Source organism: Cellulomonas sp. IC4_254 (genome assembly GCF_011603975.1).
Taxonomy (GTDB): Bacteria; Actinomycetota; Actinomycetes; order Actinomycetales; family Cellulomonadaceae; genus Cellulomonas.
In genome coordinates this window covers 1-10,947 of sequence record NZ_JAANNB010000134.1, presented here as the reverse complement: position 1 = coordinate 10,947, position 10,947 = coordinate 1, and the positions used below count along the sequence as shown (strand labels likewise).

Sequence of the window (10,947 nt, the reverse complement as noted above, 5' to 3'; positions counted from 1 at the left end):
GGAGATGCCGGGGTGGCGGTCGGGGTCAGGACAGGGCGGACTGGGCCTCGCGGAGCCGGTCGACGAGGCGGCCCTCCGGGAGCCGGACGTCGTCGTACGTCAGGGTCGCGTCCTTCGGGACGTCCCGGACGAGGACGCAGCCCTCGGCGACGCCGACCGGGAGCAGCCGCTCGTCCCGCGTGACCGCGGCCTTCTCGGCCTGGCCGTAGTAGTTGTAGCCGCCGAGCGCGTCCAGCACGGTGCCGGCGGCCAGGTCGGTCTTGGCCGTGGTGACGACCTCCACGCTCGGCGCCCCGAGCGGCCGGATCGTCGCGTCGCCGAGCAGCGCGGCCCGGGCGATCGTCGTCGGCACCTCGAAGTGGCACAGGTGGTACGGCTGGTAGAACGAGTAGAGCGGCCCGGTGCCCAGCTTGTAGAGCTCCAGGTAGTGCCGCTGCTTCGGGTCGTCGTGGGTCGCCAGGATGTAGACCCCCGGCCCGGGGCGCGCCCCGACCACGTAGTCCACCGCGCCGCCGAGCGCGCGCAGCTCGTCCACGTCGTACCGCGTGGTGAGCTCGTCGACGTGCCCGTCGTGGTCCATGCCGAGCATGCCGCGCCGGTGCACGGACATGCCGGTGGCGTTGGCGACCAGCGCCTGCTCGACGGACACCTTGGTGCCGTCCGCGAACGACGTGACCATGTGCGGGTCCTGGCCCCAGCGCTCGGCGAACGCCTTCTGCGTCGTCGGCGTGCGGTACTCGTCCTGCAGGCCCTTGATGTTGCCGGCGACCAGCGGGGTCAGCCCGAGCCCGGTGACGAACCGGTGCAGGTTCATCTGCACGCCGGGCTGGTCGCCGTCGCAGCCGGTGTAGACGACGCCGGCCTTGTCGGCCAGGCGGGCGAGCTCGCCACCGACCGTGGCGTCGACCTCGGCGTTCATCAGCACGAGGTGCTTGCCGTGCTCGAAGCACGCCAGCGCCACGTGCGCGCCGAACTCCACCGCGCCGGTCACGTCCACCACCACGTCGACCGCGTCTGACGCGACCGCGACCCGGTAGTCCGCGGTGACGGCCGGCGTCCCCGACGCGGCGGCGCGGGCCAGCGCGGCGGGGGAGTCGACCTCGACGACGCCGGACAGGCCCGCCTCGGTGTACGCCCGGACGCCCTGCTCGGGGTGCCGCGCCGCGATGGCGACGACGTCCATGCCGGGCACGGAGTTGACGATCTGGTTCACCAGGCCGCGGCCCATGAACCCGGCGCCGACCAGCGCCACCCGGATCGGCTTCCCGTCGGCCTGGCGCGCCTTCAGCAGCGAGTCGACGATGATCACGGGGCGGCCACCTCGGCGTCGGCGGAGACCAGCGGCCAGGCCGCGTCCTTGTCCGAGATCACCGTGACGGGCACGGGCCACGCGATGCCGAACGCGGCGTCGTCGTACCGGAAGCCCTGCTCGCCGCCGGGGGCGTACGGGCCGCTGACCTGGTAGACCACCTCGGCGCCGTCGGTCAGCGTCTGGTAGCCGTGCGCCACGTACGGCGGGATGAACAGCGCGCGCCGGTTGGCGGCGGTCAGCTCGACCATCACGTGCTGCCCGTAGGTCGGGGAGTCGGGCCGGACGTCCACGGCCACGTCGACGATCGCGCCCGCGGTGCACCGGACGAGCTTGCCCTCGGCGTGCGGCGGCACCTGGCGGTGCAGGCCGCGCAACGTGCCGGCCTTGTGGTTGTACGACAGGTTCGCCTGCGCGACGGTCGTGTCCAGGCCGTGGGCGGCGAACTCGGTCACGTCGAAGGTGCGGGCGAAGAAGCCGCGGTCGTCGCCGCGCTCCTCGAGGTCGACGATCATGACGCCGTCGACGGCGGTCGGCGTGTACTTCACGGGTTCACCGTCCAGAAGAGCTGCGGGTCCACCTGGCCGGTCTTGAGCAGGTGCTCGATCTGCGCCAGGCGGGTGTGCCCGCGCCCGGTGAAGGTCTCGGTGTCGAGCTGGATCTGCTCGAACACCCGGTGCAGCTGGGCGGCGCCGGCGGCGGCGTCCCAGTCGGTCTCGAAGCCGGGCAGCACCTCGCGGATCTTCGCGAACGACACCCGGTAGGAGCGGTTGTCCGCGCTCGGCTCGCCGAACGACACCTCGCAGCCGGGGAACTCCGCCCCGACGGTCTCGGCGATCTCGCGCACCGTGTAGTTGTTGGAGTCCGCGCCCACGTTCAGGACCTGCGCGTGCACGTCCTGGCGCGGGGCGTCGAGCACCGCGCGGATCGCCTTGGCGATGTCCAGGCCGTGCACCAGCGGCCGCCACGGCGTGCCGTCGGAGGTCATCGCGATCCGGTGCGTCGTCCACGCCAGGCCGGCGAGGTTGTTCAGCACGATGTCGAACCGCTGCCGCGGCGAGGCGCCGAACGCCGTCGCGTTGCGCAGGAAGGTGGGGGAGAAGTCGTCGTCGGCGAGCGCCGTGACGTCCCGCTCGACCAGCGCCTTGCACCGGGCGTAGGCGGTCTGCGGGTCGGTCGGGCTGGTCTCGTCGACCGTGCCGTCGGCGACGCCGTAGACCGAGCAGGACGACATGTAGACGAACCGCGGCACCCCGGCGCGCTTGGCCGCGGAGGCCAGCGCCACCGAGCCGTGGTGGTTGATGTCGTACGTGACGTCGCCGATGCGGTCGCCGATCGGGTCGTTCGACAGCTCGGCCATGTGCACGACGGCGTCGTAGCCGACCAGGTCGTCCGGCGTGACGTGCCGGATGTCCTTGACCAGCGTGTGCGGGGTCTCGTGGACGCCGTTGTAGAGCCAGCCGTTCTTGTAGTAGCCGGTGTCGAGGCCGGTGACCTCGTCGCCGCGGCCCAGCAGCGTCGGTGCGAGCAGGCTGCCGAGGTAGCCCTCGGTGCCGGTGACCAGGATGCGCACGCGCTCAGTCCTCCCAGATCTTCCAGGGGGCGCGACCTGCGTCCCACAGTCCGTTCAGCTCCGTCCAGTCACGGAACGTGTCCATGCCCATCCAGAAGCCCTCGTGCTCGAACACGGAGAGCTGGCGGTCCCGGGCGAGCTGCTGCAGCGGTGCGCTCTCGAGCATCACCGCCGGGTCGTCGTCCAGGTACTTGTCGACGAACTCGCGCTCGAACACGAAGAACCCGCCGTTGACCCAGCCGTCGGCCAGGGTCGGCTTCTCGTTGAACTCGACGACCGTGTCGCCCTCGACCCGCATCTCGCCGTAGCGGCTGGACGGGTGCACGCCGGTGAGCGTCCCGAGGAGCCCCTGCTCGACGTGGTGCCGCAGGGCGCCGGTGATGTCGACGTCGCCGATGCCGTCGCCGTACGTGAGGGCGAACCGGTCGGCGTCGAGGTGCTGGGCGACCCGGCGGATGCGCGCGGCGGTGGCCGTGGTCAGCCCGGTCTCGACGAACGTGATCTCCCAGTCCTCCTTGGCGGCGGTGCCGTGGAAGACCGGCTCGGACTCCGCGCCGTCCGCACCGAGGTGCAGCGTGAAGTCGGACGTCAGGTGCCGGTAGTCCAGGAAGTACTGCTTGATCAGGTCGCTCTTGTACCCGAGCGCCAGCACGAACCGGCGGAAGCCGTGCTCGCTGTACGTCTTCATGATGTGCCAGAGGATCGGCCGGCCGCCGATGTCCACGAGCGGCTTGGGGAGCTTCTCGCTCGCCTCGCGGAGGCGCGTCCCCATGCCCCCGCACAGGATCACCACCGGGATGTCGGCGGGCGACAGGTCGCCTGCGGTCATGGCTCCTCCTCGGACGGGGGGTGTGGGATGGCGCCGCGATCGCCACGCGGCAGCCCCGAGGCTAGTCCGGGCATTTCGGCCCAGACAGGTACTAACGGGTGAAAATCGGACATATCACCCCAAGGGGGCGGCGGGCGGGTGACGGGCCCCGTCCGGCCGAGCCGGCGCGTCGCCGCGACCCCCCGGAGGGACGCTCGGGCGAAACCTGTCGAGCGTTCGGGTGAAAACCCCCAAAACGGACAAACCGGGCTGGTTGCCGCGGGCACACTGGCGTCCGGCGGGCCGGTTGCGCGTCCCGCCGGCCGGATGCGAGGGGGAGGTCGATGGTCGTCGAGAAGCCGGCGCTGCACCGTGGCACCCGCCGCGCGCCGCACGGCCCGGGGGAGATCCTGGTGCTGCGGCGCGACCTGGGCGAGTTCGGTGCACCTGCGCCACGTCCGCTGCCGGACCGGGCGGCGCTGCGTCTCGCCCGGCCGCTGCTGCGGGGGCTCGCGCCCACCGCCTGCGTGCACACCGCGGACGCGGTCGCCGCCCTGACCTACGACGACGGCCCGCACCCCGCCCACACGCCGGGGCTGCTGGACCTGCTCGCCGACCGCGGCCTGCACGCCACGTTCTTCGTGCTCGCCGACGCGGCCGAGGCGCACCCCGACCTGGTGCGCCGCCTCGTCGCCGAGGGCCACGAGCTCGCGCTGCACGGCCCCGACCACGGCCGGCTCAACCGGCTGCAGGACGCCGAGGCGGTCCGCGTGGTCGCCGACGCCCGGCGCCGCGTCGAGGCCGTCGCCGGCGTGCCCGTCACGCTGTTCCGCCCGCCGTACGGCGCGCACCGGCCCCGGTCGCTGCGCGGCTGGACCCGGTCCGGGCTGGACGTCGTCATCTGGTCCGGGTGGGCCGAGGACTGGGTCGACGCCCCGGTGGCGGACGTCGCCGCCCGCGCCCGCGCGGCGCTGCACCCCGGCGCCATCCTGCTGCTGCACGACACCCGCGCCGACCCCGAGACCCTCGCGCCCGGCGAGCGGCTGCCGGCGTTCGACCGCGCGGCCGTCACCGCTGCTCTCGTCGACCCGCTGCTGGCGCAGGGGTGGTCGTTCGACACCGTCGGCGGCCTGCTCGGGCGGTACCCGCGGGTCCGCTCCGTGTTCCGCGAGCTGATGTCGTGAGCGGCCTGAGGGACGGCGTCGCGCGGCCCGCGGGCGTCGAGCTCACCGTCGTCATCGCGGCGTTCGACGCCGAGGCCACGCTCGGCGCGCAGCTCGACGCCCTCGCGGCGCAGTGCGTGCCGTTCGCGTGGGAGCTCGTCGTCGCGGACAACGGCTCGACCGACGGGACCGTCGCGCTGGCCCGCTCCTACGCGGACCGGCTTCCGGTCCGCGTCGTCGACGCCTCGGCCACCCGCGGCGCCGGCGCGGCCCGCAACGTGGGCGTCTCGGTCGCGCGCGCCCCGCTGGTCGCGTTCTGCGACGCGGACGACGTCGTCGGCGACGGCTGGGTCGCCGCCATGCGGGCCGCGCTGCGCACGCACGCGTTCGTCGCCGGGCGGTTCGAGGGCGAGCGGCTCAACGGCCCCCGGGTGCTCCGGTCGCGGACCATCCCGCAGACGGCGGGGCTCCAGGAGTCGACCCGGCTGCCCGGGCTGCACGCCGCCGGCGCGGGGAACATGGGCATCCGCGCCGACGTGTTCCGCGCGGTCGGCGGGTTCGACCCGGGCTGCCTGTTCCTCGAGGACACGGACCTGTGCTGGCGGGTGCAGCTCGCCGGCGTGCCGCTGACCTGGGTGCCCGAGGCCGTGCTGCACGTGCGGCTGCGCGGGACGCTCCGGTCCACCCTGCAGCAGGGGTACCACTACGGGTCCGGCGAGCACTGGCTCGCGCTGCGGTACCGGGAGCAGGAGGAGCGGCTGCGGTCGATCGCGGAGGCCGGCGCGGGTGCGGCTCCGGTCGTGCCCGCGACCGGTGGCGCGACCCCGCGCCCGGCCGCGCGTGCGGCTGCCGGGGCTGCCGGGGCCGCCGGGGCCGACCAGCACGTCGGCTGGCGGCGCGCGGTGCACCGGCTCCGGCTCACCGCGGGCGACCTCGCGCGCGTGCGCTCCGTCGCGGAGTTCCGGGCCTGGTGCTGGGACCTCGGGTTCGGGCTGGGCTTCGCGTTCGCGCGCCTCGACACCCCGAGCCCGGTGTCGGTGACCCGGGTGGCGCCCGGGACCGCGGCCGCGGCGACGCTGCCACCGGTGGACCGCACGGTCCCCGCCTGATCTGCGGCGCCGGGCCCGCGCCCCCCTCGCGGCCCGGCGCCGCTGCCGCGCGCCTGCCGCCGCCTCCGGGCGGACGCGGGCGGTCGCCATCCGCGTGCGCCCGCGGGCATGCTGCCGCCGGCGTGCGACCCGCGGCAGGCCGGCCCCCGCGCGACCGTCAGGCCGCGCGCGCCGCCGGCACGGCCGCGTCGAGCTGCTGCACGATGTGCCGCGCGATCTCCAGCGAGGCGGTGGCGGCGGGGGACGGCGCGTTCAGCACGTGCACCTGGCGCCCCTCGTGCTGCAGCAGGAAGTCGTCGACCAGCCCGCCGTCGCGGCGCAGCGCCTGCGCGCGCACCCCGGCGGGGGCGGGCACCAGGTCGCCGGCCGAGATGCCCGGGACCAGCCGGGAGAGGCTGCGCGCGAACGCCTTCCGGGACAGCGAACGGCCGACCTCGGCCGCGCCGGGCACGAGGTTGCGCGCCGCGAGCCGCCACAGGCCGGGCCACGCCAGGCTGTCGGCGAGGTCGCGCGGCGAGACGTCGGTCCAGGTGTAGCCCTCGCGGGCGAGCGCGAGCACCGCGTTCGGCCCGGCGTGGACGTGCCCCTCGATCCCGCGGGTGAGGTGCACGCCGAGGAACGGGAACCGGGGGTCGGGCACGGGGTAGATGAGCCCGTGCACCTGGGCGCCGGCCTCGGGGGTCAGCTCGAAGTACTCGCCGCGGAACGGCACGATCCGGGCCTCGGGGTCGAGCCCGCAGGCGCGCGCGACCCGGTCGGCGTGCAGCCCGGCGCACACCACGAGCGCGTCGGCCTCGCGGTCCGCGCGCGAGGTGCGGATCTCGACGCGGCCCGGGGCGCCGGGGGCGTCCGGGACGGTGCGGGCGGCGAGCACCTCCTCGCCGAACAGGATCCGGCCACCCGCGGCCTCGATGTCCGCCGCCAGCGCCCGGCACACCCTGGGGTAGTCGACGATGCCGGTGCTCTCGACCCGCAGCGCCGCGACGGCGCGGACGTGCGGCTCGTACTCGCGGGCCTCGGTGGGGGTGAGCCGGCGCGCGGGCACCCCGTTGGCCTCCGCGCGGCCGGCGAGCTTCTCCAGCTGCGGCAGCTCGGCGTCCGACGTGGCGACGACGAGCTTCCCGCACACCTCCACCGGGACGCCCCTGGCACGGGCGTACTCGACCATCGAGCGGGCGCCGGCCGCGGCCATCGTCGCCTTGAGGCTGCCCGGCGCGTAGTACAGGCCCGAGTGGATGACGCCCGAGTTCCGGCCCGTCTGGTGCAGCGCCAGGCCGTCCTCCTTCTCCAGGACGGTCACCTCGTCGCCGCGCTCGGCGAGCCGGGCGGCGACCGCCAGCCCGACGATGCCGGATCCGACGACGACGACGTGGCTCATGGCGCGCTCCTCGGTGCTGGGCCCCGTCCGGGGCGGTGCGGACGGCCCGGGATGGCTCGTCCGCACGGCGAGGCTAGCCGTCGGATCTGTCCCCTATGTCGCGTTTCATCCCAATTCACCCTTCGGGCGGTGCCCCCGGCGGGGGACGCCGACCTACGCTCGGGGCCATGACCCCCCCGAGCACGGTGAGTGCCGTCGTGTACTCCCGCAACGAGGCCGACCAGCTGCGCGACTGCCTACCGCTGCTGACCGGCTTCGACGAGGTGCTCGTCTGCGACATGGGGTCGACCGACGACACCCGCGAGGTCGCCGCCGCGCACGGCGCCCGGGTCGTGCCGGTGCCGGACGCCCCCGTCGTCGAGGAGGTCCGCCAGCGCGGCCTCGACGCCGCGACCAGCGACTGGGTGCTGTTCGTCGACGCCGACGAGCACCTGCCCGCCGGGTTCCGCACCGCCCTGCAGCCCGTCCTCGACCGGCCCGACGTCGCCGGCGTGCGGCTGCGGTACGACAACGTCGCCTACGGCCGGATGCTGGAGCACTCCCTGCAGGGCAGCGCCAAGTACGCGCTGCTCCGGCGCGGGCGCGCCCGCTACGCCGAGCCCGCGCTCGCGCACGTGCCGCCGGTCCTCGACGGCCCGGGGGTCGACGCGCCCGCGTCGGTGCCCGCGATCGCGCACCTCAACTTCCGCTCGGTGGGCCAGACCACCGAGAAGGTCCTGCGCTACGCCGCCAACAACCCCGGGCGGTTCACCCGGCTGGACGACCCCGTCCGGCTGATCCGGGAGCTGCTGCGCTCGACGGTGTTCAGCGGGGCGTGGCGGGACGGGCGCGCGGGGTTCGCCGTCGCGGCGCTGCACACGTTCGGGCACCTGTACGGCTCGCTGCTCGAGGCCGAGCGCGCGGGCACCCTCGCCCAGGACGTCCCGGCGCGGGACGCCCGGCTGCTCGGCGCCGCCGAGGGCGTGCAGCGCGCCGGGGTCGCCGCCCGCGACCGGGTGCGCCGGGCCGCGCGGGGGCGGCGGTGACGGTGGCCGAGGGCGTCGAGACCGGGACCGGCGCGTCGGCGGGCGGGGCGCCCGCGCGGTTCGTGCACGTCACCCGGCTGCCCCCGAGCCCCAGCGGCGTCGCCGCGTACGCCGCGGCGTTCCGCCCGGTGCTCGACGCCCTGGGCCCCACCGGCACCGAGCTGCTGCCGCCCGCGCCCGAGGCGTCCCAGTCCGCCGTCCTCGCCGTCCGCCTCGCGCGCCGGCTGACCCGGCACGACCCGGCCGCGGTGCTCGTCGTCGAGCAGGCCGGCCGCGGGCTCGCCGAGTTCTGGGCGGCGTGGTGGGCCGCGCGCCGCGGGCGCCGCGTCTGGCTGATGGTGCACGACGTCCCGGAGCTGTCCGGCGGCGCGTTCTTCACCACCCTCCTCGACCGCCGGGGCGGCCGCCGGGTCGCCGCCGCGCTGTCCGGCACCCTCGGTCGGCGCGCCGAGCGCGACCTGCTGCGCCGGGCCGAGCGGGTGCTCTGCCTGTCGCCGTCCGGCGCCGCGGCGCTCGCGGCCGCCCACCGGCTGGACCGGCCCGTCGAGGCCCTGCCGCACGTCGGCGCGGCGACCGACGACCCCGTCGCCGGGCGGACCGAGGTGCTGGTGCCCGGGTACGTCGCCGCGGCCGAGGACGTGCTGCCCCTGGTGCGCGCCGCCGCCGACCTGCCGGACGGCTGGGTCCTGTCGGTCGGCGCGTGCGGCGAGGGCACGGCCCGCGCGATCGAGGCCGCCGTGGCGGACGCCGGCACCGGGGACCGGGTGCGCCTGCTCGGCTTCCTGCCCGAGGCCGGCGTGCGGGCGGTGTTCGCCCGGGCGGCGGTCGTGGTGCGCTGGCGGCGCGACGGCTGGGGCGGCGGCGGCGCGCACGCGGTCAGCGGCCCGCTCGTGGCCGCGCTGGGCAACGGCTGCGCGGTCGTCACCAACGACTCCCGGGGTGCCGGGCACCTGTTCGAGGAGGCCCGGGTGGTCGTCGTCGGCGACCGCGACGCCGGCGAGCGCGCGCTGCTCGACGCCGTGCGGGCACTCGTGGCCGACCCCGCCGACCGGCGGGCGCGCGGCGAGGCGGGCCGGGCGCTGGTCCGGCGGGAGCACACCGTGGCGGCGCTCGCGGCGCGGCTGCGCGGCGGGGCGGACGTCCCCGCGCACGAGCACGCGGGCGCGGCCCGCGGGGAGGACGGCTGACGTGGGTCGACGGGGCGAGCTCGTCTTCAACCGGGCGCTGACGCACGTGCCCAGCAACGAGCTGCGGATCCGCACGCTCCGGCGGCTGGGCGCGGACCTCGGCGAGCACGTGTACCTGTTCGGCGGGTCGGAGGTGCTCGAGCCGGGCAACCTGCGGATCGCGGGCCGCTGCCACGTGGGGCGGTTCTGCCAGATCGACGCGCGCGGCGGCATCGACATCGGCTACGACGTCGTCATCGCGAGCCACGTGCTGCTCGTGACCGCCGACCACGACCTGCGCGACCCCGGGTTCGCCGGCCGGCTCGGGCCCATCACCATCGGCGACCGGGCCTGGCTGGCGAGCCGGTCGACGGTCGTGCGGGGCGTGACGATCGGCGAGGGTGCCGTGGTGGCCGCCGGGGCGGTCGTCACCCAGGACGTCGACCCGTGGACGATCGTCGGCGGCGTGCCCGCCCGGCCCGTCGGGGAGCGGCCGCGGGAGCAGCACTACCGCATCGACTACGGGCCCGAGCGCTACTGAGCCGGTTCGCGCGGCACGCCCCGCTGTGGTCTGCTACGGGTGATTTGTCCCGTTCTGGGCCAGGCAGGGGGAGCCATGACCGCAGCACGCCCGACCGCCGACGGACCACTCGGCGCCGGACCCGACGGGACCCGTGAGCCGGACCTCGACGTGTCCGTGGTGATCGCCGCCCACGACGCCGAGGCCACCCTGCCCGCCCAGCTCGACGCGCTCGCCGCCCAGGCGCCGGCCTGCACCTGGGAGGTGCTGGTCGCCGACAACGGCTCGACCGACGGCACCCGCGAGGTCGTGCTCGACGCCGCCCGCCGCACCCGGACCGTGCGCCTGGTGGACGCGTCCGCGATCCGCGGCGCCGGTGCGGCCCGGAACGCCGCCGCCCGGCTCGCGCGCGGCCGGGTCCTGCTGTTCTGCGACGCCGACGACGTGGTCGCACCCGGCTGGGTCGACGCCCTGCACCGCGCGCTCGACGGCGCCGACGTCGTCGCCGGGCGCCTGGAGTGGGAGCGCCTCAACAGCGACGCCGCGCAGCGGTCCCGGGCGCTGCCGCAGGTCGACGGCCTGCAGCACACCGAGCCGCTGCCCGGGCTCGGGTGCGCGAGCTCCAGCAACCTCGGCATCCGGCGGCCGCTGTTCGACCGGCTCGGCGGGTTCGACGTGCGTGCCCGCTACCTCCAGGACACCGACCTGTGCTGGCGGGCCCAGCTCGCCGGCGGCACGCTCGCGTTCGAGCCCGCCGCCCTGGTGCACATGCGGCTGCGGGAGAGCGTCCTCGGGGCGTGGCGCCAGGGGCGCGGCAGCGGGATGGGGCAGCGCTGGCTCGCCGCGCGGTACGTGGAGGTGGCGGCGCACGCGGCGGAGGACGCCCGGGCGGCGGG

11 protein-coding genes are annotated in these 10,947 nt (G+C 76.1%); 6 read left to right on the top strand and 5 right to left on the bottom strand.

Annotated features, from left to right (window positions below; genetic code table 11):
- Positions 1-25: 25 nt before the first annotated feature.
- From G6556_RS13150 to G6556_RS13135, 4 genes are read right to left on the bottom strand one after another with little or no spacing between them, the layout of a single operon-like run.
- On the bottom strand, positions 26-1,309 hold the full coding sequence (locus G6556_RS13150) for a Gfo/Idh/MocA family oxidoreductase (RefSeq protein WP_346774884.1): 1,284 nt from the start codon (positions 1,307-1,309) through the stop codon (positions 26-28).
- Positions 1,306-1,857 carry a dTDP-4-dehydrorhamnose 3,5-epimerase gene (gene rfbC, locus G6556_RS13145; protein ID WP_166942075.1) on the bottom strand — a complete coding sequence of 184 codons (552 nt, stop codon included), beginning with the start codon at positions 1,855-1,857 and terminating at the stop codon, positions 1,306-1,308. Before rfbC ends, G6556_RS13150 begins: the two co-directional genes overlap by 4 nt.
- Positions 1,854-2,882 (bottom strand): SDR family oxidoreductase, encoded by a 1,029-nt coding sequence (locus tag G6556_RS13140; protein WP_166942072.1) that lies wholly within the window; start codon positions 2,880-2,882, stop codon positions 1,854-1,856. Before G6556_RS13140 ends, rfbC begins: the two co-directional genes overlap by 4 nt.
- 4 nt (positions 2,883-2,886) lie before the next feature.
- Entirely contained in the window at positions 2,887-3,711 is an 825-nt protein-coding gene (locus tag G6556_RS13135; RefSeq protein WP_166942069.1) for a glucose-1-phosphate cytidylyltransferase, read from the bottom strand.
- A 323-nt stretch (positions 3,712-4,034) separates the two neighbouring features.
- On the opposite strand from G6556_RS13135, the gene G6556_RS13130 reads away from it, so the two are divergent.
- Positions 4,035-4,874: a polysaccharide deacetylase family protein gene (locus tag G6556_RS13130; RefSeq protein WP_166942066.1), complete on the top strand. Its 840-nt coding sequence runs from the start codon at positions 4,035-4,037 to the stop codon at positions 4,872-4,874.
- A complete protein-coding gene (locus tag G6556_RS13125) occupies positions 4,871-5,962 on the top strand; it encodes a glycosyltransferase family 2 protein (RefSeq protein ID WP_166942063.1) in 1,092 nt (363 codons plus the stop codon). The genes G6556_RS13130 and G6556_RS13125 overlap by 4 nt, the downstream gene beginning before the upstream one ends.
- Before the next feature lie 157 nt (positions 5,963-6,119).
- Here G6556_RS13125 and lhgO read toward each other — a convergent pair whose 3' ends face one another.
- Positions 6,120-7,340 carry an L-2-hydroxyglutarate oxidase gene (gene lhgO / locus G6556_RS13120; RefSeq protein ID WP_166942060.1) on the bottom strand — a complete coding sequence of 407 codons (1,221 nt, stop codon included), beginning with the start codon at positions 7,338-7,340 and terminating at the stop codon, positions 6,120-6,122.
- Between the two features lie 167 nt (positions 7,341-7,507).
- Between lhgO and G6556_RS13115 the strand changes: the two genes are divergently transcribed.
- The 4 genes from G6556_RS13115 to G6556_RS13100 all read left to right on the top strand — a co-directional run.
- Positions 7,508-8,365, top strand: coding sequence for a glycosyltransferase (locus G6556_RS13115; RefSeq protein WP_166942057.1), 858 nt, complete (start codon positions 7,508-7,510; stop codon positions 8,363-8,365).
- Positions 8,362-9,552, top strand: a complete 1,191-nt coding sequence (locus tag G6556_RS13110) for a glycosyltransferase (protein WP_166942055.1) — start codon at positions 8,362-8,364, stop codon at positions 9,550-9,552. Before G6556_RS13115 ends, G6556_RS13110 begins: the two co-directional genes overlap by 4 nt.
- A 1-nt stretch (position 9,553) precedes the next feature.
- Positions 9,554-10,072 carry a DapH/DapD/GlmU-related protein gene (locus tag G6556_RS13105; RefSeq protein WP_166942053.1) on the top strand — a complete coding sequence of 173 codons (519 nt, stop codon included), beginning with the start codon at positions 9,554-9,556 and terminating at the stop codon, positions 10,070-10,072.
- A gap of 75 nt (positions 10,073-10,147) precedes the next feature.
- Positions 10,148-10,947, top strand: an 800-nt coding sequence (locus G6556_RS13100; protein ID WP_166942051.1) for a glycosyltransferase, incomplete at its 3' end; no start/stop codon positions are given.

Coding starts and splice junctions, on each gene's coding strand:
- G6556_RS13130 (WP_166942066.1), top strand. CDS start 4,035: ATGGTCGTCGAGAAGCCGGCGCTGCACCGTGGCACCCGCCGCGCGCCG.
- lhgO (WP_166942060.1), bottom strand. CDS start 7,340: ATGAGCCACGTCGTCGTCGTCGGATCCGGCATCGTCGGGCTGGCGGTC.
- G6556_RS13135 (WP_166942069.1), bottom strand. CDS start 3,711: ATGACCGCAGGCGACCTGTCGCCCGCCGACATCCCGGTGGTGATCCTG.
- G6556_RS13115 (WP_166942057.1), top strand. CDS start 7,508: ATGACCCCCCCGAGCACGGTGAGTGCCGTCGTGTACTCCCGCAACGAG.